General features: G+C 72.9%; 17 protein-coding genes. 12 read left to right on the forward strand and 5 right to left on the reverse strand.

Annotated features, from left to right (window positions below):
• Positions 1–30: 30 nt before the first annotated feature.
• The 5 genes from ACMCNK_RS06620 (at position 31) to ACMCNK_RS06640 (ending at position 5768) form a co-directional block, all read left to right on the forward strand.
• Positions 31–711 carry a hypothetical protein gene (locus ACMCNK_RS06620; protein ID WP_412735494.1) on the forward strand — a complete coding sequence of 227 codons (681 nt, stop codon included), beginning with the start codon at positions 31–33 and terminating at the stop codon, positions 709–711.
• A 14-nt stretch (positions 712–725) separates the two neighbouring features.
• Positions 726–2516: a hypothetical protein gene (locus ACMCNK_RS06625; protein WP_412735495.1), complete on the forward strand. Its 1791-nt coding sequence runs from the start codon at positions 726–728 to the stop codon at positions 2514–2516.
• 97 nt (positions 2517–2613) lie between these two features.
• Positions 2614–3891 carry a type VII secretion-associated serine protease mycosin gene (gene mycP, locus ACMCNK_RS06630; RefSeq protein ID WP_412735496.1) on the forward strand — a complete coding sequence of 426 codons (1278 nt, stop codon included), beginning with the start codon at positions 2614–2616 and terminating at the stop codon, positions 3889–3891.
• 192 nt (positions 3892–4083) lie between these two features.
• Entirely contained in the window at positions 4084–5364 is a 1281-nt protein-coding gene (gene mycP / locus ACMCNK_RS06635) for a type VII secretion-associated serine protease mycosin (protein WP_412735497.1), read from the forward strand.
• Between the two features lie 29 nt (positions 5365–5393).
• Positions 5394–5768, forward strand: coding sequence for an ArsC/Spx/MgsR family protein (locus ACMCNK_RS06640; RefSeq protein ID WP_412735498.1), 375 nt, complete (start codon positions 5394–5396; stop codon positions 5766–5768).
• A 10-nt stretch (positions 5769–5778) separates the two neighbouring features.
• Here ACMCNK_RS06640 and ACMCNK_RS06645 read toward each other — a convergent pair whose 3' ends face one another.
• Genes ACMCNK_RS06645 through ACMCNK_RS06655 form a run of 3 tightly spaced genes read right to left on the reverse strand, consistent with a single transcriptional unit; the run spans position 5779 to position 7891 of the window.
• Positions 5779–7026, reverse strand: coding sequence for an SseB family protein (locus ACMCNK_RS06645; RefSeq protein ID WP_412735499.1), 1248 nt, complete (start codon positions 7024–7026; stop codon positions 5779–5781).
• Positions 7023–7508, reverse strand: coding sequence for an SUKH-3 domain-containing protein (locus tag ACMCNK_RS06650; RefSeq protein ID WP_412735500.1), 486 nt, complete (start codon positions 7506–7508; stop codon positions 7023–7025). The genes ACMCNK_RS06645 and ACMCNK_RS06650 overlap by 4 nt, the downstream gene beginning before the upstream one ends.
• On the reverse strand, positions 7505–7891 hold the full coding sequence (locus ACMCNK_RS06655) for a YwqJ-related putative deaminase (RefSeq protein ID WP_412735501.1): 387 nt from the start codon (positions 7889–7891) through the stop codon (positions 7505–7507). Before ACMCNK_RS06655 ends, ACMCNK_RS06650 begins: the two co-directional genes overlap by 4 nt.
• A 142-nt stretch (positions 7892–8033) precedes the next feature.
• Here ACMCNK_RS06655 and ACMCNK_RS06660 point away from each other — a divergent pair, with 142 nt between their 5' ends.
• Genes ACMCNK_RS06660 through ACMCNK_RS06670 form a run of 3 tightly spaced genes read left to right on the forward strand, consistent with a single transcriptional unit; the run spans position 8034 to position 11940 of the window.
• Positions 8034–9713: a right-handed parallel beta-helix repeat-containing protein gene (locus ACMCNK_RS06660; protein WP_412735502.1), complete on the forward strand. Its 1680-nt coding sequence runs from the start codon at positions 8034–8036 to the stop codon at positions 9711–9713.
• A gap of 26 nt (positions 9714–9739) precedes the next feature.
• Positions 9740–11269: a type VII secretion protein EccE gene (gene eccE / locus ACMCNK_RS06665; RefSeq protein WP_412735503.1), complete on the forward strand. Its 1530-nt coding sequence runs from the start codon at positions 9740–9742 to the stop codon at positions 11267–11269.
• Entirely contained in the window at positions 11269–11940 is a 672-nt protein-coding gene (locus ACMCNK_RS06670; protein WP_412735504.1) for a hypothetical protein, read from the forward strand. The genes eccE and ACMCNK_RS06670 overlap by 1 nt, the downstream gene beginning before the upstream one ends.
• A 112-nt stretch (positions 11941–12052) precedes the next feature.
• Here the strand turns inward: ACMCNK_RS06670 and ACMCNK_RS06675 are convergent, their stop codons facing one another.
• Positions 12053–12478, reverse strand: a complete 426-nt coding sequence (locus tag ACMCNK_RS06675) for a hypothetical protein (protein WP_412735505.1) — start codon at positions 12476–12478, stop codon at positions 12053–12055.
• Between the two features lie 205 nt (positions 12479–12683).
• On the opposite strand from ACMCNK_RS06675, the gene ACMCNK_RS06680 reads away from it, so the two are divergent.
• The 4 genes from ACMCNK_RS06680 to ACMCNK_RS06695 all read left to right on the forward strand — a co-directional run bounded on the left by ACMCNK_RS06680 (position 12684) and on the right by ACMCNK_RS06695 (position 21177).
• Positions 12684–14609 carry a hypothetical protein gene (locus ACMCNK_RS06680; RefSeq protein ID WP_412735506.1) on the forward strand — a complete coding sequence of 642 codons (1926 nt, stop codon included), beginning with the start codon at positions 12684–12686 and terminating at the stop codon, positions 14607–14609.
• A gap of 183 nt (positions 14610–14792) precedes the next feature.
• Positions 14793–15239: a cellulose-binding domain-containing protein gene (locus ACMCNK_RS06685; RefSeq protein WP_412735507.1), complete on the forward strand. Its 447-nt coding sequence runs from the start codon at positions 14793–14795 to the stop codon at positions 15237–15239.
• Positions 15240–15354: 115 nt separating this feature from the next.
• A complete protein-coding gene (locus ACMCNK_RS06690; RefSeq protein ID WP_412735508.1) occupies positions 15355–15975 on the forward strand; it encodes an L-threonylcarbamoyladenylate synthase in 621 nt (206 codons plus the stop codon).
• 54 nt (positions 15976–16029) lie between these two features.
• Entirely contained in the window at positions 16030–21177 is a 5148-nt protein-coding gene (locus ACMCNK_RS06695; RefSeq protein ID WP_412735509.1) for a hypothetical protein, read from the forward strand.
• Between the two features lie 41 nt (positions 21178–21218).
• Here the strand turns inward: ACMCNK_RS06695 and tuf are convergent, their stop codons facing one another.
• Positions 21219–22406 (reverse strand): elongation factor Tu, encoded by a 1188-nt coding sequence (tuf, locus tag ACMCNK_RS06700; protein WP_412735510.1) that lies wholly within the window; start codon positions 22404–22406, stop codon positions 21219–21221.
• Positions 22407–22443 lie beyond the last annotated feature (37 nt).

Here is a 22443-nt window from a genome sequence, read left to right on the forward strand (position 1 = left end):
GGTTGCCGCCTGCCCGCAGCCGGGGCGAAAGTGGACGTCAACGGCGAGGGCGGGCTCGACGTGGAGTGGGAAGGAACGGGGGAGGGAACTATGGGACCGGAGTGGCTGTCCGACAAAGAAATCGACGTCGACATCAACCACCTGCAGGATTTCGCGAAACACATCCGGGCTGAGGTGGAGCAGAACTTCACGCCGAGCTTTGAGCACGGCATCAAGCCGATGCTGATGGTGCAGGCGCCGTTCGGCTCGGGTGGGCTGGGCGAGGCGAAGTTCTTCCGCAGCCGCCATGACGAGAGCCGCGCCGCGGCGGCCTCGATGCTCGGGGAAGTCATGAAGGGCCTCACCGCCCTGCACCTGGCGGCGACGTCGATCGCGGCCGACTACCTGACGGGCGACGCATTGGCGCAGGCGTCGACCGAGGACGTCTACAAGTCGTTCCAGGGTGGCGACGGGCTGAAGACGCTCGACGACATCGCGAAGCAGACGCCGCCGGACAAGCAGGTCGACGGTGCGATCCCGGATGAAGCAAAGGACCCGAGCAAGTACTTCACGGACAAGAACGGCGACGGCGTCGCCGACGGCGACAAGACCGGCGGAATGTACGACGAGTCGTGGGTCGCGAAGAACACCTCCGGTCAGTACTACATCCCGGCCGACACGCAGCACCTCAACGATCCGAGCCTTGACGTGCCGACGAACGTGAACCAGTGAGCGGGGAGGCATAGATGGGCGAGAATTACTTCGGGTACAGCGGGCCTCCGGTCTTCAGCTACGCGGGCGCCTCTGACGACTACATCGCGCAGAACGACCCCGATCCGTACACGCCGACCGACTGGGGCGGCAAGTCCGTCGAGGAAATGTGGGAGATGGTCCGCAAGGAGAGCGACGAGCGCGCGTTCGCGCTGGCCTCCATGTGGAACCGCACCAGCTCCCTGCTCCAGGCGACCCGGGACAACCTCCATCGGCACGCCGCCGCGCTCCGGACCAAGTGGTCAGGCGATGCCGGCGACGTCTTCATGGAGAAGGTCGGGATGGCGCTCTACTCGCTCGACGAGTGGAAGAAGGTCGCCGACGACAACGCGCGGGGTCTCGAGGCGGTCGGCAACAAGATCAGCAACACCCAGCTCGAACTCAAGCCGCTGTGGGAGGAATACCTCGCCAAGCAGGCGTCGGAGAAGAAGAAGAGCGACGAGCACGACAAGGAAGGCTTTTTCGAGAAGGCCGGCGACTTCCTTGCGGGCGTCGACACGGACGGGATGACGCACGAGGAGGTGCACGACGAGTACAAGCCGCAGTTCATCGCAAAGGTGAAGCCGCTGGCTGAGACGTACATCGACGTGTTCATCTCCGACATCTCCCGTGGCGTCAAGTACAGGGGCCCGATCAACGCTGTCGTGAACACGAAGGCACAGGTGCCACACCCGTCGCAGCCGGCCCCCCCGGGGGCTCCTCCCCCGGGCGCCCGGGGTGCCGCGCCGAACAGGCCGACCTTGTCGGGTGGCGGCAACCAGCCGGCTCCGCCGCCGGGTGCTCCTCCGGGCGCCCCGCCGGCGCCTCCCGGTGCGACCACGCCACCGCCGGCCAACCTGCCTACCGGGGTCACCCTCGCGGGCGGCACGGCAGCGCCGCCGGCTCCCCCGGTGGCGACGCCACCACCCGCACCTCCGACCGTGGCGCCGGGCCCGGCTCCGACACCGCCCCCGGCGACCGGGGTGCCGGCCAACTTCAGTGGCCGGCCCGGCGTCCCGCCCACCGGGCCGACGCTCGGGCGGGCAGGCACGGGTCCAGCCCGGCCGAGCCTTCCGGGCGGCGGCGCAGGGGGCGGCGCCCCCGGTGGCCGCGGCCCGGCCCCCACCAAGCCGACGCTGCCCGGCAAGACCAACGGCGGCCCGGGCAACCGGCCCGGGTCTCCGGGCGGCCCCGGTGCCGCGCGGCGGGGCAGCGCTCCCGGCGCGCCCCGGCTGCCCGGCAGCACCGCGGAGGGCGAGGGCCGTCCCGGCTCACCCCGGACGGGTGCCCCGCGCGGTCGTGGTCCGCAGTCGCCGAACCTCGGCGGCAAGCGCGGCCTGGCTCCGAGTGAGCCCGGCTCCCCCTCGAACGGCACCAACCGTCCGGGCTCACCACAGCTCGGTGGCCGCGGCAATCGGCCGGGCGCACCCGGTGGCCCGGAGGGCGAGGCTGCGCACGGCGGGCGTCCGGGCACGCCGGCCCGCCCGAACGGCGCCAAGCCGGGCGTGCCCGGCAAGCCGGATCTGGCCGGCCGGTCCGCCGAGTCGCCGGCCGGGCGCAACGCCGCCGGAGCGGGCCAGAAGCCCGCACTCGGCGGCCGTCGCGGGGCGTCCGATCTGCTCGGCCAGCGCCGCGACAAGCGGCGTGACGAGCACGACGAGAACCTCGAGTGGGGCATCGGCGAGGACGACGAGCTCTTCACGGTCGAGTCGGAGGCGATGAGCGTCATCGAGACGCCCGCCGAGCACCGGCCGCAGGAGCAGGGCCGGGTCCTGGGCCACGGCTGACAACAGTTCGGTACGGGCCGGTCACCTCGCCTGGGGTGACCGGCCCGCTCGGTGTTCGTAGGTGGCCATTTTGGCCCGTCAAGGAGGTTGAACCCATATGCGTGCCGTCAGACCGGCCGCGCTCTGCGCCGCCGTGCTCGGCGTGATCGCAGCCCTGGTCGTCCCGGCGGGACCGGCCATGGCCGACGACGTCCGGGACTTGCAATGGTGGGTCAAGACTCTCGACCTCGACGCCGTGCACCAGATCACGCAGGGCGAAGGCATCACGGTCGCCCTGGTGGACACCGGCGTCGACGCCAACCATCCGGACCTCAAGGGCAACGTGCTACCCGGCGTCGACTTCTTCGACGACAAGACCAAGGGGCAGGTCGACCGTCAGGGTCACGGCACCGCCATGGCCTCGCTCATCGCCGGACACGGGCACGGACCGGGCAACCGTGACGGCGTCATCGGCATCGCGCCGAAAGCCAAGATCCTGCCGGTGGCAATCGTGCCCAGAAAGGGGTTGCTCACTCCCGACCTCGTCGGCTCGGGCATCGACTGGGCAATCGACCACGGCGCCAACGTCATCAACGTCTCGATCAACAGTGGCCACAGCAAAATCATCTCCAACGCCGTGGAGCGCGCCTACGACAAGGGCATCATCGTCGTCGCCTCCACCGGCAACAAGTCGGACAGTTCGAGCTTCATCATCGGAGCCCCCGCCGACGAACCAGGCGCCATGGCTGTCTCCGGCATCAAGAAGAACGGCAGCTCCAGCAAGGAGAACATCGAGGCGCAGCAGACCGCCATCACCGCACCGGGCGAGGACATCATCGCGGCGCAGCCCAACGGCCGATACGCCACCTCCACCGGCTCCAGTGACGCCACCGCCATCGTGTCCGGCGCCGTCGCCCTCGTCCGCGCCAAATACCCGAAACTGTCGTCCTACGACATGTTCAAACGGGTCCTGGAAACCACCAAGGACGCCGGTAAACCCGGCCACGACGAAGTCTTCGGCTGGGGCACCCTCGACCTGAAGAACGCCCTCACCGGCCAGCCGGACGGCCGCAACGACAAGAAGGCCGAAGCCACCACCAAGCCTCCGATCCCGTATTACGCGGACAACGATGAACACGGTCCCCCGGTGCTGGTCATCACCGCAATCCTCTGGTCCGTGATCCTGCTGATCCTCGGTGGACTCGTATTCCTGATCGTCCGGACCGTGCGTCGCAAGCGCAGGGAAAAGCAGGCAGCGGCATCCGCCGTCCCGGTGGGTGCCGCCGTCGGGACCGGACCCCCGCCGAACTCCACGTTCGCGCCGCCGCCCTCAGTCCCGGCCGGTCCCCCGCCGGTGCAGGACGACGACTCCGTGTGGCGCCCTCCGTCTGCCTGATCTCCACGCGGTCATTGATCCACATGCCGGGCCGGACACAGAGACTGGGCTGACTTCTGGATCATTGGCAGCCAGCCGCATACGGGCTGGTCACCTCGACGGGGTGACCAGCCCGCCGCACGTCCCGGCTGTTCACGGCACGGGTGTTCCGAACAGGGCGGCCAAGGCAGCCGTCAAGGAGGTTGAACCGATATGCGTGCCGTCAGACCGGCAACGCTCTGCGCCACCGTGCTCGGTGTGATCGCGGCCCTCGTGGTTCCCGCGGGACCGGCCATGGCCGACGACATCCGCAATGAGCAGTGGTGGGTCAAGACCCTCGACCTCGACGCCGTGCACCAGATCACCCAGGGCGAAGGCATCATCGTCGCCGTGATCGACACCGGCGTGGACGCCAACCACCCCGACCTCAAAGGCAACGTGCTACCCGGCGTCGACATCGCCGACCCGAAGACCAAGGGACAGGTCGACCGCAACGGGCACGGCACCGCCATGGCCTCACTCATCGCCGGACACGGACACGGACCCGGCAACCGCGACGGCATCATCGGCATCGCACCCAAAGCCAAGATCCTGCCGATCAACGTCGAAGCCAAGAGCAAGATCATCCCACCCAAGGCCATCGCCGCAGGCATCGACGGCGCCGTCGCGCACGGCGCCAACGTCATCAACGTCTCGCTGGGCGCCGCCGACGACGACGACATCGCCAAGGCTGTCGAACGCGCCTACGACAACAACGTCATCGTGGTCGCCGCCACCGGCAACGAGTCCGACGCCGGGAGCTTGGTCGTCGAGTCACCGGCCAATCAGCCGGGCGCTATGGCCGTCGCCGGCATCAAGCAGGACGGCAGCCCCAGCAAAGAGAACACCAAGTCGCCGAAAACCGCCATCACCGCACCCGGCGAAGACATCATCGTTGCCCAGCCCAACGGCCGCTACGCCACCTCCACCGGCTCCAGCGACGCCACCGCCATCGTCTCCGGCGCCGTCGCCCTCGTCCGCGCCAAGTACCCCAAACTGTCGTCCTACCAGATGTTCAAACGGGTCCTGGAAACCACCAAGGACGCCGGCAAGCCCGGCCACGACGAAGTCTTCGGCTGGGGCACCCTCGACCTGAAGAACGCCCTCACCGGCCAACCGGACGGCCGCAACAACAAGAAGGCCGAAGCCACCACCGAGCCCCCGATCCCGTCGTACGCGCAGGACGACGACGATGACCGCGGCCCGCCGGTGCTGGTCATCACCGCAATCCTCTGGTCCGTGATCCTGCTTGTCCTCGGGGGGCTCGCCTTCCTGATCGTCCGGACCGTACGCCGCAAGCGCAGGGACAAGGAGGCGGCGGCGGCCGTCCCGATGGGTGATGCCGTCGGGACCGGACCCCCGCCGAACTCCACGTTCGCACCGCCGCCCTCAGTCCCGGCCGGTCCCCCGCCGGTGCAGGAGGACGACTCGGTGTGGCGGCCGCCGACCGTCTGAGTGCCGACGTTGCGTGAGAGGGTGGGCCGATGGAGATCTGGATCAACCCGCAGTGCTCGAAGTGCGCGTCGGCGCTGTCGATCCTCGACGCCGAGCAGGCGCAGTACACCGTGCGCCACTACCTGGAGGATCCGCCGACGGCGGCGGAGCTGACCGCGGTGCTGGCCCGCCTGGAACTGGAGCCCTGGCACATCACCCGGCTCGGCGAGCCGGCCGCGGCGGAACTGGGTCTGGCGGACTGGCCCCGCGACGACGAGTCACGGCAACGCTGGATCGAGGCGCTGGCCGGACATCCGGCGCTGATCCAGCGGCCCATCATCACCGCCGACGACGGCACGGCCACGGTCGCACGTAGCCCCGAGGCGGTGCACGCAACGCTCGACCTCCGCAAGGACCGCGCGTAGACGGGTGACGTCAGTCCGCGGGCGGGGTCCAGCGGCGGGCGTCCGCGTCGAACACGGCCACCAGGACGTCGTGGCCGTCCGCGCCGACCCGGTGCAGGCCCGCGCCGTGCGGTACGACCAGGGACTCCATGCGCGGGTCGCCGTCCGCCCACTCGGGCGGGGTCTGCTCGTCCGGCGTCCAGCGCAGCACGGCCACCCAGTCGTCGTCGACGCCGAACGGTGACCCCTCGCCGAGCAGTGCCAGCCGCTCGTACAGGTTGCGGGGGGTTTCGCGGCCGGGGCCGTACCAGCGGTGGACCAGGCCGGCGGCGCGGTCGTAGCCCTGTTCCAGGTACGCGGACAGGTACATCGGCGGGATGACGAGCTGCAGCCGGACCGGTGCGTCGGGATCCTGCTCGTACGGCGGGGTCACGGCGGGCGCGGTGGCCAGCGCCGGGCGTACCCGGAGCTGTTCCGCTTCTTCGCGCTGCCGTTCCTGCTCGTACGCCTCGGTCAGCTCGGTCCGCACCTCGCCGAGGAAGGCGCCCAGCTCACGCACCGCGGTGCCGGGCAGCAGTGCCCTGAGCGGGGTGCCGGGGTTGAGGCAGAGCTGCCAGGCCGGGTCCGGCCAGTGCTCGGCGAGTTGCAGGCTGGAGACGACGACGAGGTCCTGCTCGCCGATCGACTGTCGCAGCCGCTGCTCGGAGGTGAACACGGCCACGGTGGGGGTCCCGGTCGCGTCCGGCAGCACCCACCACGGGAAGCCCGGGTCGGTCAGGTCGCGGGTCGGGGAGCCGGCGGGACGGACCGGCACGACCATCTCCGAGCGCAGCATCGCGGCCGTCAGGTCGTCGGGGTCCTCGGAGGCGACGGCGGCGCGCATCGCCTCCTCGCCGTCGACGGCCAGGTCGGGCAGCGTGCGCAGTTCCTCGGCGGTGAGGGCGAGCCCGATCGGCAGGCCGTGGTCGACGGCGAGCCTCCAGCCGCGGTCGGGCCAGGTGGCGGCCACGTCGGGCACGCTGTCCGTGCGGTAGCTCACCGACCGCCCGGGCAGGCAGGCGGCGATCGCCTGCGGCGAGGTGAACATCAGCACGTACGTGACGCCGTCGTGCACGCCGGTGGCCCAGGCGGGGGGTTCGCGGCCCTCCGCCGCGGCCGGCGACAGCGGCATCAGCAGCGGGCCGGTGACCAGGGCGGCCAGCAGGGCGCCGCGGTCCCCGGCCTGCGCGGCGGCCAGCATGGCGTGCTCCGCGGCGGTGGCCGGTGTCCAGTCGCTCACCAGGTGCCGTCCTCGGCGACGCGGCGGGCGGTGAACCCGAGCACGAGTGCGGTCAGCGCCTCGTCGACGGTGTCGCCGAGCAGCCAGTCGCCGCCGTGATCGCAGACGAAGACCCGGCCGTGGGCGTCGACCGCGAGGATGCCGGTGCCGTCGCCTTCCTCGCCGAGTGGGGTGAGCGGCGTGCCGATCGCGCCGGCCAGGGCCGCCAGGGTGGCGACGCTGTGCAGCGCCAGCGTCGGGTCGATGGCGAACGCGCTGGAGGCGATCTGCTCACCGTCGGGCTGCGCGGGCACGGACAGGCCGCCGAACTCCGCCCACGCCTCGATCGCCGCGGGCACGACCATGTGGTGGCGGCCGTCGGGGGCGGCGTACGCGGACAGGCTCAGCGCCCACAGCTGGGCGCGTTCGTGGTCGCGGGTGCCGGGCTGCCAGCCCGCGGCGCGCAGCGCGTCGGCCACCGTGGCGGGGAAGCGGTCCGTCATGGGAGCACCTCGATGCCGAAGTAGTCGAGCAGTTCGCCGCAGGACCGGCACGGCGGCTGGGTTTGGCCGTGGCGGGGGTCGCCGTCCTCGCGGACCCGGACGACCCGGACGCGGGCGCCCCACAGCAGGGATCGGGCCGCGGTCGCGGACAGGGTGCCGCCGGCAGCTTGCTCGGCGGCGTACAGCCGGTCGGAGATCAGTACCGCCTCGGCGCACCACCCTGCGTAGCGTTCGCGGCGGTCGGCGGGCAGTTCGTGGAGGAGCCGGCGGATCATCGGGTGCAGTTCCGGCGCGACGTCGCCGCGCACCGAGCTGTGGGTGTGGATGACTCCTTCGTGCAGGAGTGCGCCCGCCGCCATCGGCAGTGTCCGCCCTTGCGCCACCGGTACCTCTCCCCCGCTCCGCGGCCCTCGCCGGGTCCGGGCAAGCCTAGCGGCATCGTACGAGCCGGTCAGGGGTCACGAGGGTCGGTGTGATTGCGATATCGTCGGCTCCGCCCCTCCCCCTAGACAGTGACTCGGAGCCATGCCGCGCACTCTTCTCGTCTCCCCGGACCAGCCCGGCGCGTTCCCGACGATCGGGGACGCGCTCACGGCCGCGACCGAGGACTCCGTGGTGTCGGTGAGCCCCGGCACGTACTACGAGGCGCTGTTCGTCACGGACCGCGAGATCGCGCTGGTGGCCGCGGAGGGCCCGGGCACGGTCACCATCGACACGTCCGCCTCGACGTACCCGGCGGTCTCCTGCGAGGGGGGCCGGCTGGAGCTGCGTGACCTGGTGCTCAAGGCGGGTGACGCGCCGGTGGTGGTCGCCGACCGCACCAAGCTCACGATGAGTGGCTGCTCCCTGTCGGCGGGTTACGACGCCGCGATCACGGTCCGCAGCCGCAGCGAGTTCACGCTGAGCCGGTGCAAGGTGACCGGTGCCCGTTTCGGCCTGGTCGTGGAGGATGCGGACGGCACGGTCGACGGCTGCGAGTTCGCCGACCTCACCGAGGACGGCATCATCGTGCGGATCGGCGCGGCGCCGACCATCCGCACCACGACGGTCACCCGCTGCGCCGGCCGGGGCATCTACATCTATCAGTACGGCAAGCCGACGATCGAGGCGTGTGACATCTCACAGACCTCGGGTACGGCGGTGGCCGTCGCGCACCAGAGCTCCCCGACGCTGATCCGGTGCCGGATCCACGACACCCGCGGCCCGGCGGTCTCGTTCGGCAAGGGCTGCCAGGGCACGGTCGAGGCGTGCACGTTCGAGAACACCGGCCTGCCCGCCGTCGAGATCCTGGACGGCGCGACCCCCACGATCGTCGAGGGCACCACCAACAAGCGCGCGGTGTACGGCGCGGAGGCGGCGACCACGGCGACCCAGCAGGACCCGGCCCGTACCGAGGAGCTGCTCGCCGAGCTGGAGGCGATGGTCGGCCTGGAGTCGGTGAAGGACGAGGTTCGGGCGCTGATCGACGAGATCCAGGTCAACGAGTGGCGGCGCAGCGCCGGGCTGCCGGTCAGCGCGGTCAGCCACCACCTCATCTTCGCCGGGGCGCCGGGTACCGGTAAGACCACGGTCGCGCGGATCTACGGCGAGCTGCTGGCGGCGCTGGGCGCGCTGCCGGGCGGCCCGTTCCGTGAGGTGTCGCGGCGGGACCTGGTCGGGCAGTACCTGGGTCACACCGCGGAGAAGACCGCGGCGGCGTTCGACAAGGCGCGCGGCGGGGTGCTGTTCATCGACGAGGCGTACACGCTGTCGCGGTCGATGGGCAGCGGCGGCGACTTCGGTCAGGAAGCGATCGACACGCTGGTCAAGCTCATGGAGGACCACCGCGACGAGATCGCCGTGATCGCGGCCGGTTACACCGGGGAGATGCTGGAGTTCCTGGACGCCAACCCCGGTCTGGCCTCCCGGTTCGCCAAGACGATCGAGTTCGCGAACTACTCGCCGGACCAGCTGGTCACGATCGTCACGCGGATGGCCGGCTCGGACGAGTACCTGCTGTCCGACGGCGTGACCGACGTGCTGCACGACCACTTCTCGACGATCGAGATGGACCAGAACTTCGGCAACGCCCGCGAGGCCCGCAAGCTGTTCGAGGGCGTCCGCAAGGCACAGGCTCAGCGGCTGCGGCTGTCCGGCCGGCGGCCCAGCTTCGACGAGTTGCGCACCGTCGAGGTCGACGACGTCCGCGCCACCGTGGGGCGCTGAGCGGTGACCAGCAACGGGGACGCCCGGTGACCGCGCCGTACGGCCGGCACAGCCAGGAGTCGCAGGCCGGCGCGCAGGCCCAGTACGGCTCCCAGGGCGACGCGGGCCGGGCCCGGGATCACCAGACGGCCGCGCAGCAGCCAGCGGTGTGGGGGCAGCAGCAGACGCAGGGCTTCGCGAGCATTCCGTCGCAGTCCCGGGCGTACGCCAGCGCCGCCGCAGCCGGGCAGGGTTCCGCGGCGGCGGCGACCTACGCCGCGTCCTCGGCGCAGATGAGCCCGGCCGCGAGCGCCGCACCGGCCGCGTACGACTTCAGCCGGGCCGCCGCGGCGGCCGCACCTCCCCCGCCACCCGTGGTGACCGCGCCGGGCCATCCGCGTCCGGTGCGTACCGGGTCGGGTGCGCTCGGGATCGGCCAGGTGCTCGTCTGGCAGGTCGCGGCGGCCGCGGTGCTGGCCGCGTACCACGACGGCGACATGGTGGTGATGGCAGCGGTGGCCGCCGTGGCCGTGGCGCTGGTCGCGCCGACCATCGTGCGGTTCCGGGGTCGCTGGCTGCACCGCTGGTTCGGGGTGTGGCTGCGTTACCGTGGGCGACCCCGTACGGCCGCCGTCACCGGCGGAGCCGCGGCGCTCGACCTGCTCATCCACGCCGAGTCGAGCGTGGCGGTGACCACGATGGAGCTCGACGGGCACGAGGCGGCGCTGCTCACCCACCGCGGCGGGTTGTGCGCCGTGCTGGCACTCGGCCCGGACGACAACGTCCTGCTGGGCGGCGAGCCGGTGACCCTGCCGTCGCCGGTGACGCTGCTGCCCGGGGCGGAGGCGCACGCCATCCCGACCACCGCGCAGTTGCTGGTGTCGCTGCGCCCGGCGCCCGTGGTCGGCCCGGGCGTCGTGGAACGCGCGTACCGGGAGCTGACCGGCGGGGACGTGCCGGCCCAGCGGCGCAGCTGGCTGGTGCTGCAGGCGACCCGCACCGCCGACGCGTACGCGGACGCCGACCTGCAGCCGGCCCTGATCTCCGCGGTCCGCCGCGCCCGCCGCCATCTGCGGATGGACCAGGTGGAGGCGCGGGTGCTGGACCGCGACGCGCTGGGGTCCGCGATCGGCCATCTCGGCGGGCTCTCCGAGGTGGTTCGCAGCGCCGCCGGGCGCCGCGGCGGCCGTGCCTCGGCCAGCGGTGACCCGGCGCGACCGACCAGCCGGGAGGCGTGGCGCAGTCTGGCGATCGATGCGACGGCGCAGAGCTGCCATCGGGTGGTGCGCTGGCCGGCCGGTGCCTGGCGGCCCGAGGACCTGCTGGGCAAGGCGTCCGCGGTGGGCAGCGTCCTTTCCCTGGCGGTGGCGCACGGCCCCGCCCAGGCGGCCGCGGGTGACGACGTGCGGATCGAGGTGGCGTTCCGGCTGATCGCACCGGACCCGGCGACGCTGGCCGCGGGCGAGCGGGTGCTGGAGGACGCGGTCCGGGCCGCGCACGGCCGCACCGAAAGGCTCGACGGCGAGCAGGTGGACGGGCTGGCCGCCACGCTTCCGTTCGGAGGTTTCCTGCTGTGATGGGTAGCCGCGTGGGGATGTTCGCCGCGGGCCCGCAGGCCCTCGACGACCATGCATTGTGTACGGGCGGTGCCGGGCTGATGATCGGCCGGAACCGCCAGAAGCTGCCGGTGACGTTGCGCCCGTTCCGGCCGACGCCGACGCGGATGCTGGTGGTCGGCGGCGTCGGGTGTGCCCAGTTGCTGGCGTTCCGGGCGTTGGCGGTGGGCGCCAAGCTGTTCATCCAGACCGCTCGGGAGCAGGTGTGGGACGCGTTCCTGCGCCGCTGCGGGGTGGGCCGCGACACCGCGGCGTTCCTGCCGCCGGGCGGGTACCCGCCGGTGTCGGCGAGCCCGGACGCGCCGCACCTGGTGATCGTCGACATCGGTGCGGTGGTGGGCCCGCCTCCGGGCGCGGGGGGTTCGTGGCAGGCGACGCTGGTCGTCCGCGACGACCTCGCCTCGTGGGACGAGGCGCTGCTGCAGCAGAGCGACGTCGTGGTGTTGCAGCGGCTCACCGAGCCGGAGTCGTCGATGGCCGCGTCGTTGCTCGGCATCCGGCAGGCGCAGGGCTGGCTGCCCCAGCTGCCCGACGAGATGGTCGGGCTGGCAAGCCGGGCGAGCCTGCAGTGGGTGATGCTGTCGTCGACGCCGACCGAGCAGTCCGTGCTCGGCTCGGTCGCCCGCCCCTGAGCCTGTTCCTCAGCCCACCCCGGGCCCCAGCATGCCGCGGCGCCGCGGACCGTCCGGGGTGAACGGTCCGCGACGCCGCGGGGCCTTACCAGCCCGTCGATGGGCCGGCCCGTCAGTAGGGCAGGTCAGCGTCCGTGAACAGGTGGATGTTCACGAGCGTGTTCGTGCTGTTGTTGTTCGTCGCGCAGACCGTGTAGGTGCCCGGCCCGGGGAACGTGCCGTACGAGGTGCGGCCCTCGTACGCGAACGCGGTCGTGGTGCCGGTCGGGCTGCCGTACACGACCACGCCGTTGCGCTGGACCTTGAACTTGGCGCCCTGCTTGGTGGCCTGGCCGTCCGCGCGGACCTGGTAGCTCGCGTAGGCGGTGAGGCACGCCTGCTGGCCGGGCATCAGGGTGCCGCCCCAGCCGGTGGCGGAGGCGTGCGCGGCTCCGGGCATCGCGACCAGGGCGAGGCCGGAGAACCCGGCGGCGGCGGTGGCGAGCAGGGTACGGCGGGAGCGGCGGCCGGCGGCGGTACGGGACGTCGTGCGGATCATCGTGGATCTCCTCGGGTCGGTGCGGTGTGCGGGTGGCGGGCTCCGGGTGGGCGCCGCTCGTTCTGACGCAGATGACGCTAGGGCCGCGAAATAGCCATAAAACAGACCGTTCACCGCCCGATTCCTGCTCACTTTCCGCTCACCCCGCTCACCCGTTTGACCGTTTCGTCTTCCAAAGTCCGGTGAACCGGACGAGACTGGGGCGGTGAGCATCCGGTTCGCCGATCAGGTGGCGGCGGCCCGCCGCCAGGACTTCGTCGGCCGCAGCGCCGAGCTCGCCGCGTTCGCGGAGTTGCTGGCGGGCGACACCGGCGCGCTGGTCTGGGTCTCCGGGCCCGGCGGGGTCGGCAAGACCACGCTGTTGCACCAGTTCGCGGGCCTCGCCGAGGAGGCCGGACGACCGGTGATCTGGCTGGAGGACGCGGTGCCGCAGGGCGATCGGCTCGTGGTCCTGGCCGACGAGGCGGTGGAGACCGGGGTGCTCGCGGCACTGCCCGCCGACGCCGTAGTGGCGGTGGCGAGCCGGTCGGAACCGCCCCTGCGCTTCCGTACCGATCCCGGGTGGCGCAGCGTGCTGCATCCCGTGCCGCTGGCCAACCTGCAGCCGGACGAGAGCCGGCTGCTGCTGACCCGCCGGTCCGTACCGGCCGAAGCGCACGCCGACGCACTGGCCTTCACACACGGCCACCCGCTGGCCCTGGCGCTGATCGCCGACGTGCACGCCCAGCGCCGCAGCGCGCTCGCCCCGGCCGCGGGGCCGGAGGTGGTGGCCACGCTGCTCACCGCGCTGGTCGATGCGGTGCCGAGCCCGGCGCATCGGATGGCTCTGGACGCGGTCTCGCAGGTGGCCGTGACAACCGAGCCGCTGCTCGCGGAACTGCTGGACGTGCCGGATGCGCACGAGCTGTTCGCCTGGCTGCGAGGGCTGTCGGTGATCTCCGCAAGCACCCGCGGGCTCGTCCTGCACGACCTGGCCCGCGAGGCACTCGCCCGGGATCTGCGCTGGCGGCACGCCGAGTTGCACGCCGCGATCCACCGCCGCGCCGGCACCTGGTACCGGCGGCAGTTCGACCACGCCGCCGCGGACGATCAGCGCCGGATCCTGCTCGACTTCGCGTTCCTGCACCGCGAGAGCGCGGTGATCGGGGCGTTCCTGCAGCTCGCCCCGGACGGCGACCTGCGCGTGGTGGCCGCGGATCCGCACCAGTGGCCGGTGCTGCGCGCCATGGTCGCGCGGCACGAGGGCGCCGCGTCGGCGGAGATCTTCGACCACTGGTGCGACCGGATGCCCGAGGGCGTGCACGCGGTCGTCGACGCGCAGGGCGTCGCGGTCGGCCTCGTCGTCCTGCTCACCCTGGACGCGGCGGACCCGGTCGATCCCGCCGCCGCGGCGGCGTGGCGGTGCGCCGCCCCCGCCCCGGGCGAGGCGGTGTCGCTGGTGCGGTACTGGCTCGACGCCGAGGTCTACCAGGACCCGTCTCCGGTCCAGGCGCTCATCTCGATCAATTCGGTCCGCCACTACCTGACCACACCGCATCTCGGGTATTCGCTGATCTACCAGTCCGACCCGGACCTGTGGGCCCAGATGTACGAGTACGTCGACTTCCCCCGCGCCGAGGGCGCCGACTTCACGGTCGACGGCCGACGGTTCGCCGGGTTCGGCCACGACTGGCGCCGTACGCCGCGGCTGGCGTGGCTGAGCCTGCTCGCCTCCCGGGAGACCTCGGGCGAGCCGATGGCCGTGGAACCGCCCGCCGCGCCGTCCACGCTGGATCGGACGGCGTACGCGGCGGCGGTCCGCGAGGCGCTGCGGGAGTGGAGCCGCCCGGACCGCCTGGCAGCCAGCCCGTTGCTGGCGAGCCGCCTGGTCACCCGCGAGAGCGGCGGCGCGGGTACGGTCGACGCGCTGCGCGTCGTGGTCGAGTCGGCCGCCGCCACGATGGCCGAGTCACCCCGGGACCGCTCCGCGTACCGGGCGCTGCACCACACGTACCTGCAGCCGGCCGGGACGCAGCAGGCGGCGGCCGATCTGCTGCGCCTGCCGATGAGCACGTTCCGCCGGCACCTCGCGGCGGGGGTGGACCGGCTGACCGAGATCCTCTGGCAGCGGGAGTCCGCGGACGACCGCTGAGCGGAATCTCGATCGGCAAGGCCGAAACTCTCGGAGCCACCCGAGAGGGTGACGGAATCATGTCCGCCGTGTTGACACGCGGCGAAAAGGCGCGCAGCATATCGTCACCAGTCGATTACTGGAGCTCCGTTCCGGACGGTCCCGCCCGCCGGGCGCTGGAAGTTTCGCTATCCAGGAGCTGACATGCTTCGCTCGACCCGGCTCGCACTCGGCCTGTCCGCCGCCCTCGTCGGCACCGGCGCTCTGATGGCCATGCCCCCCGACGCAACCGTCCCGTCACCCGCGTCGCCGGGTCCCGCGGCGGCCGGCGGTTGCTCGGTGGCGTACACCGTGGTCAGCCAATGGAGGACGGGATTCACCGGCAACGTGATGATCACGAACACCGGGTCCGCCCCGGTCTACGGCTGGCGCCTCACGTTCTCCTTCACCGCCGGTCAGGTCATCACCCGGGCATGGAACGCCACCGCCACCCAGGCCGGCGCCCGGGTGACGCTGCGCCACGCGAGCTTCAACGGATCCATCGCCGCCGGGGCGTCAGTCGTGGCGGGGTTCGACGCCGGCCGTACCGGCGGCAGTCCGGCGCCCGCCGCCTTCGCCCTCAACGGCACGGCGTGCCGCACCGCACCGTAGCCACCCGCGCCGGTACCCCCGGCCGGCTACCGGGTCGGCCCGCGCCGCCCGTGGCGCTGACCACGGGCGGCGCGGGAACCGGGCGGCACAAGGCGCCGGGCTTAGGCTGCGGCCTATGGCGAAGTACTTCGACGTACACCCGGTCAACCCGCAACCGCGCGCCATCAACCAGGTGGTCGGCATCGTCCGCGACGGCGGGGTCATCGCGTATCCGACCGACTCCTGCTTCGCCCTCGGCTGCCACCTGGGCGACAAGGCGGGCCTGGACCGGCTGCGCGAGATCCGCCGGCTCGGCCCCGATCACCACTTCACGCTGGTCTGCCGCGACTTCGCGCAGCTCGGCCAGTTCGTGCAGATCAACAACAACATCTTCCGTACGCTCAAGGCGGTCACGCCCGGCAACTACACGTTCATCCTGCCGGCCACCCGCGAGGTGCCGCGGCGACTGCTGCACCCGCGCAAGAAGACCGTCGGCGTACGCATCCCCGACCACGTCGTGGCCCAGGCGCTGCTGGCCGAGCTCGGGGAACCCCTGCTGTCCACCACCCTGCTCCTGCCCGGCGACGAGGAACCGATGACCCAGGGCTGGGAGATCAAGGAGCGGCTGGACCACTCCGTCGACGCGGTGATCGACTCGGGCGACTGCGGCACGACCCCGACCACGGTGATCGACTTGTCCCAGGGCGAGGCGGAGGTCGTCCGGGTCGGCGGCGGCGACCCGACCTTGTTCGAATAGCCGTCCTACCGGTTCCAACCACCCGGAAGCAGCACAAAACCTAGCATTTCATCTGTGACCGCTCCGCGAGGCACCGCGCCCGGTGACCTCAGCCCGCCCGCGCACGACGGCGCGGCCCGGCTGCTGGTGACCACCGGCGCGCCCGCCCGCGACGGTGGCGACCCGGCGGCGACGCTGCTCACCACATCATTCGGCTTCCGCACCGAGGCGCTCGTCGACCTCGGCCAGCCCGACCGGACACGTGCCGCGTTGCGACTGTTCGTCGCGGAACGCCGCGCCGACGACATCGTGATCGCCGCGGTGCAGGCCCGCGGCTCGCTCGACGCGGGCGACCTGCTGCTACACCCGGACACCGGCACCCCGGGCTCGGATGGCGTACGCGCCGCCCAGCTCGTGCAGTGGCTGGGCCGCGGTTCCCCGCTGCGCAAGGTCGTGCTGCTGCTCGACGTGCGCTGCGACCCGGAAGCCGCCGAGGAGGCGCGGCGGCTGGTGCCAGGGTGGCTGCACCACGGCCCGGCGAACAAACCCGGCCACGACACGGAGCAACACGAGGGCCACGACGTGGCGGAGCAGCCGGAACACGACGCGGCGGAAGTCGCGGGCCAGGACACCGTCGTCGAGATCGTGCTCGCCACCCGCGCCGATCGGGCCGACGACGCCCACGGCACCGCTGGCGCGGCTGCGCGCGACCCGGCCGGGTCGAACCTGGGCGGCGCGGACCTTGCGGCGCTGTTCGCCCGCGCCGCGAAGTTACGCGCCAGCGGAGGACCCGCCCAGGCGACGCTGACCGTGGCGGGCATCGTCCGTACGCTCTGCGCCGACCAGGTCGCCGGTCTGACCGTCACGCATCACTGGCTGGGCCGGGCCGACGGGGTGCAGACGACGCTGCCCAATCCCCGGTACCGGCCCGGTGCCGCCGGTCTGCCGCTGGCGGCCCGCGACGCCGCGGACGTTCCGGACCCGGCCCGGTTCACCGGCCGCACCGCCGCCCTCTCCGCGGTCGCCGACTGGCTGCGTGCCGGCCGCGACGGGCCGGCGATGCAGGTGGTCACGGGCGCCGCGGGCGCCGGGAAGTCAGCCGTCCTCCGGGCGCTGACGGACCAGGCCGGCGCGCTTGCCGTCCGTCCCGACCTCGTCCTGGACGCCAAAGGTCAGACCGAGGACGCGATCCTCGCGCGGATCGCCGCCGCGGCGGGCGCGGACGGCACCACCGTCGACGCGGTCCTCGCGCATCTGCCCGGACGTGACCGGCCGCTGAACATCCTGGTGGACGGCGTGGACGAGGCGGTGGATCCCGCCGAGCTGATCCGGGCCGTCCTGCTGCCCCTGGCCGCGTACGGCGGCGGCGGACTGCGGGTGCTGCTCGCCACGCGGCGCGAGCTGGTACCGGTGCTGGGCGACGACGCGCAGGTCGTCGATCTCGACGCCGACCCGTACGCCGACCTGGACGCGGTCCGGGAACTCGTCCGCGGGAAGCTGGCCCGCTCGGCCGCGTTCGCGACCGCGCCCGCGGCGGTCCACGCCCGGGCCGCCGAGGCGATCGTGGAGGCGACCGGCCCGTCGTTCCTCACCGCCCTGATCGCCGCGGCGTCGGTCGGCGTCACCGCCACGGCGGCCGACCTGGGCGCCACGGTAGACGACCCCCAGTGGCGAGCCGGGCTGCCCCGCGACGTGGGCGCCGCGATAGCAGCGGACCTGACCGCCCGGGTGGGCGGCGACGCGGACCGGGCGCGGGCGCTGCTGCTGCCGCTGGCGTACGCCCTGGGCACCGGCCTGCCGTGGGAGGACACCTGGCCGGGGCTGGCCGAGGCCCTGCACCCGGGCGCCGGGTACGGCCACGACGACCTGGACTGGCTGTGCGATGCCGCCGGCGGCTACATCGTGGAGGACGTGTGCGGCGACCAGTCGGTGTACCGGCTGCGCCATGCCGCCATCGCCGCGTGCCTGCGTGCGGGACGCGACGAGGTGGCCGATCAGCACGCGATCGCCACTGCGCTGCGCGCCACGGTGCCCCGTACGGGCGGCGACCGTCTCGACTGGGCGCACGCGCAGCCGTACACCCGCGCGCACCTCGTCACGCACGCCGCCGCCGTCCCGGACGTGGACGACCTGCTGACCGACGCGGGTTTCCTGATGTCCGCGGCGCACCCGTCCGTGGTGGCCGCGCTGCCCGCGGCCCGCGGGGAGGCGGCCAGGGCCGCGGCTGACGTGTACCGCCGGGCCGAGGAACGGCTGCGCACCGCCCCGGCCGGAGCCCACGCCGCCTACCTGGAACTGGCCGCCCGGTGCGGCGGCGCGATCGCGCTCGCCGACGCCGTCGCGGCCGGCGGCGTGCCGCGTCCGTGGTCCGCGCGGTGGGCGTCCTGGCAGGTGGCCGTCCAGAACCGGCCGATGACCGGGCACACCGGCCCGGTCCTGTGCACCGCGATCGGCCCGCGCGACGGGGTGGACGTCGCGGTCACCGGCGCCGACGACCACAACCTGCGGGTGTGGGATCTGACCAGCGGCGAACCGATCGGGCCGCCGCTGCGCGGTCACACGGCAGGGGTCACCGCGGTCGCGGTCGGCCGGATCAGCGACCGTACGGTCGTGGTCTCCGGCAGCGACGACCGCACGGTCCGGCTCTGGGACCTCGGCACGGGCGCGCCCATCGGGGAGCCCATGACCGGGCACACCGGTGGCATCGACGCGGTGGCCCTGGGCGCCGCGGGCGGGCGGACCTGGCTCGTCTCGGCCGGCCACGACGGCACGCTGCGGCGCTGGGACCCGCACACCGGGAAGGCCGACGGGGCCGCGCTGACCGGGCACACCGGCGCCGTCACCGCGCTGGCGCTGGGGGAACTCGACGGTTCCCCGATCGTGGTCAGCGGCGGGCACGACGCCACGGTCCGGGTCTGGGACCTGAAGTCCGGAGAGCCGGTCGGCAAGCCGATCAGCGGGCACACCGCCCCGGTCACCGCGGTGGCGTACGAGGTGCGCGGCGACGTGCCCGTGGCCGTGTCGGCCGGACACGACCACACCATCCGGCAGTGGAACGTCACCACCCACAGCCCGATCGGCATCCCGCTCACCGGTCACGCCGAAACCGTCACCGGAGTGGCACTGGCCGAACTGGACGGCTACCCGGTCGCGATCTCCAGCTCCGACGACCGCACCCTGCTGCTGTGGGACCTGAGCACCGGCCTGCCCGTCGGCGAACCGCTCACCGGCCACACCCGCGCCGTCGCGGCGGTCGCCGTCGGGCACGTCGACGGAAGGCCGGTCGCCGTGTCCGCCGGGCACGACCACACCGTACGGCTGTGGGACTCGGCGCTGGAGCGGCGCGTCGGGCGGCCCTTCGGTGGGCACACCGACTCGGTGATGTCGCTGGCCGTGCATTCCCTCGCCGGTCTGCCGGTCGTCGTCTCCGGCAGTGCCGACCACACCGTCCGGGTGTGGGACCTGATGACCGGCCATCCGATCGGCCGGCCGCTCACCGGCCACACCGGCGGCGTGTGGTCGGTCGCGGTCGCCGACCGCGACGGTCACCCGGTGGCCGTCTCCGCAGGCGCCGACCAGCGGCTGCGGCTGTGGGACCTCACCCGCCACGAGCCGATCGGCGAACCGCTGACCGGCCACACCGCGTGGGTGTGGGCCGTGGCGCTGACCGATCTGGACGGGCGGATGGTCGCCGTGTCCGGCAGCGACGACCACACCGTACGGACGTGGGGCCTCGACGACCTGACCCAGATCCACGAACGCGAAGGCCACACCAGCGGTGTCACCGCGCTCACCGTCGGGGTGCTCGGCGGAAAGCCGGTCGCCGTGTCCGGCGGCCGGGACCAGAAGCTGCGCCTGTGGAACCTGCGGATCGGGCGCCCCAGCGGCGAACCGCTGACCGGCCACGCCCGCCCCGTGTGGGCGGTGGTGATCGGCGAGGTGGACGGGCAGCCCGTCGTGGTGTCCGGGTCGGCCGACCAGACCGTCCGGCTGTGGGACCCGGACACCGGCGAAGCGCTCGGCCTGCCGCTGGCCGGGCACCGCGACACCGTCACCGCCCTGGCCCTCGGCCAGATCGACGGGCGGCCGGTGGTGGTCTCCGGCAGCGACGACAAGACCGTACGGGTCTGGGACCTGACGACCCGCCGGGCGATCGGCCGGGCGTTCACCGGGCACGACGACGGCGTCCGCGCGGTCGCCGTCGCCGAACGCCACGGCACCCCGGTCGTCGTCTCCGGCGGCCACGACAACACGATCCGCGTCTGGGATCTCGCCAGCGGCGTACCGGTCGACTACTCCGCCGACAGCGACGCCGTGAAGGCGGTGGCGATCGGTGACGTGCACGGCGCCGCGGTGGCCGTGTCCGGCGGTGCCGACCACAGCATCCGGGTGTGGGACATGGCGTCCGGGCGGCCCGTGGGAACCGCGTTCACCGGTCACACCGCATCGGTCGCCGCGCTCGCGGTGACCGAGATGGACGGGCGCGCCGCCCTGGTGTCCGCCGGGCCGGACGAGACCGTACGGGTGTGGGACCTCGCCGACGGGCGGGCGCTCGGCGAGCCGATGACCGGGCACACCGCCGGCGTCGCATGCGTCGCCACCGGTGTGGTCGACGACCGGCCGGTCGCGGTCACCGGCGGCCACGACAACGCGGTACGGCGGTGGGACCTGGCGGCGGCGGGCGCGTGGGGCGAGCCGATGACCGGGCACACCGGGTCGGTGACCTGTGTGGCGGTCGGATCGGTGGAGGGGGGCGCCATCGTGGTCACCGGCGGCCGGGACCGTACGGTCCGGCGGTGGGACCTGGCGACCGGCCACCCGTTGGGCGACCCTCTGGAAGGGCACACCGGCGCCGTCACCAGCGTCGTGCTGATCCGCCTCGACGGTCACCTCGCGGCGGTCACGGGGGACGACGACGGCGCCGTACGGATCTGGGATCTGGAGGCCGGGCTGCACCGGCGCCGCTGGTCGTTGCGCCGGGAACGGCCCGCGCCGCAGCTGCCCGAGGTCCATGTCGGCGCGCCGGTGTGCGGGCTGGCCCACCTCGGCGAGGGCCGGCTGGTGGCGGCAGCCGGGACGCGGCTGCTGCTGTGCCGGTACGGCGCCGCGGTCGACGGCGAGATCGTGCTGGACACCTCCGTGCTGTGCGTGTCCGGCCGCGACGGCCACATCGTCGCCGGCACCGAGAACGGCGTGATCTCGCTGGATGTCACGCCGCGATGACGGCGGCGGGCGGACGTCATCGACGCCCGCCCGCCGACGCGCTAGTCGAGCAGCGCGGTCACGGTGCCCGCGGCGACCGTACGGCCGCCTTCGCGGACCGCGAAGGCCAGCCCGACGTCCATCGCCACCGGCTTGCCCAGCTCGACCGTCAGTTCGACGGTGTCGCCCGGCGCGACCATCGCGGTCTCGCCGAGCTCCAGCGCACCGGGCACGTCGGTGGTCCGGAAGTAGAACTGCGGCCGGTAGTTCGCCACGAACGGCGTGTGCCGCCCGCCCTCCTCGGTGGTGAGCGCGTAGAGCCGGGCCGTGAACCGCCGGTGCGGCGTAACCGAGCCCGGGATCGCCACGACCTGGCCGCGCTGCACCTGGTCACGCTTGACCCCGCGCAGCAGGATCGCCGCGTTGTCGCCCGCCTCCGCCTCGGCCAGGGTACGGCCGAACGACTCCAGCCCGGTGGCCACCGTGGACAGCGTCGGGCCGAGCCCGACCACCTCGACCGGGTCGCCGACGCGCAGCGTGCCCTGCTCGATGGCGCCGGTGACCACGGTGCCGCGGCCGGAGATGCTCAGCACGTTCTCGATCGGCATCAGGAACGGCTTGGTCAGCTCGCGGTCGGGCACCGGGACGTACGAGTCGACCGCGTCGAGCAGGTCCTGGATGCTCTGCACCCACCGCGGGTCGCCGTCCAGGGCCAACAGCGCCGACACCCGGACCACCGGGACCTCGTCGCCGGGGAACCCGTAGCCGGACAGCAGCTCCCGGACCTCCAGCTCGACCAGGTCGAGCAGTTCCGGGTCGTCCACCGTGTCGGCCTTGTTCAACGCGACCACCAGGTACGGCACGCCGACCCGCTGGGCGAGCAGCACGTGCTCGCGGGTCTGCGGCATCGACCCGTCCTGCGCCGAGATCACCAGGATCGCGGCGTCCACCTGCGCCGCCCCCGTGATCATGTTCTTCACGTAGTCGGCGTGGCCGGGCATGTCGACGTGGGCGTAGTGCCGCGTGGCCGTCTCGTACTCGACGTGGGCGATGTTGATGGTGATGCCGCGGGCGACCTCCTCCGGTGCCTTGTCGATCCCGTCGAACGCGACGTACCGGTTGGATGCCGGGTCGCGGTCGGCGAGGACCTTGGTGATCGCGGCGGTCAGGGTCGTCTTGCCGTGGTCGACGTGACCCATCGTGCCGATGTTCAGGTGCGCCTTCGCGCGCACGAACGCACTCTTCGCCATGGTGTTGCGTGCCCCCTCATCTGGGTGACAGGGAAGG

It is taken from the genome of Krasilnikovia sp. MM14-A1259, assembly GCF_047159535.1.
GTDB lineage: Bacteria > Actinomycetota > Actinomycetes > Mycobacteriales > Micromonosporaceae > Actinoplanes.

Excerpts from the sequence above, each read along its gene's own strand:
- ACMCNK_RS06690 (WP_412735508.1), top strand. The coding sequence starts at position 15,355 with ATGGCGAAGTACTTCGACGTACACCCGGTCAACCCGCAACCGCGCGCC.
- ACMCNK_RS06650 (WP_412735500.1), bottom strand. The coding sequence starts at position 7,508 with ATGACGGACCGCTTCCCCGCCACGGTGGCCGACGCGCTGCGCGCCGCG.
- ACMCNK_RS06640 (WP_412735498.1), top strand. The coding sequence starts at position 5,394 with ATGGAGATCTGGATCAACCCGCAGTGCTCGAAGTGCGCGTCGGCGCTG.
- ACMCNK_RS06670 (WP_412735504.1), top strand. The coding sequence starts at position 11,269 with ATGGGTAGCCGCGTGGGGATGTTCGCCGCGGGCCCGCAGGCCCTCGAC.
- ACMCNK_RS06660 (WP_412735502.1), top strand. The coding sequence starts at position 8,034 with ATGCCGCGCACTCTTCTCGTCTCCCCGGACCAGCCCGGCGCGTTCCCG.
- tuf (WP_412735510.1), bottom strand. The coding sequence starts at position 22,406 with ATGGCGAAGAGTGCGTTCGTGCGCGCGAAGGCGCACCTGAACATCGGC.
- ACMCNK_RS06625 (WP_412735495.1), top strand. The coding sequence starts at position 726 with ATGGGCGAGAATTACTTCGGGTACAGCGGGCCTCCGGTCTTCAGCTAC.
- mycP (WP_412735496.1), top strand. The coding sequence starts at position 2,614 with ATGCGTGCCGTCAGACCGGCCGCGCTCTGCGCCGCCGTGCTCGGCGTG.
- ACMCNK_RS06685 (WP_412735507.1), top strand. The coding sequence starts at position 14,793 with ATGCTTCGCTCGACCCGGCTCGCACTCGGCCTGTCCGCCGCCCTCGTC.
- mycP (WP_412735497.1), top strand. The coding sequence starts at position 4,084 with ATGCGTGCCGTCAGACCGGCAACGCTCTGCGCCACCGTGCTCGGTGTG.
- ACMCNK_RS06675 (WP_412735505.1), bottom strand. The coding sequence starts at position 12,478 with ATGATCCGCACGACGTCCCGTACCGCCGCCGGCCGCCGCTCCCGCCGT.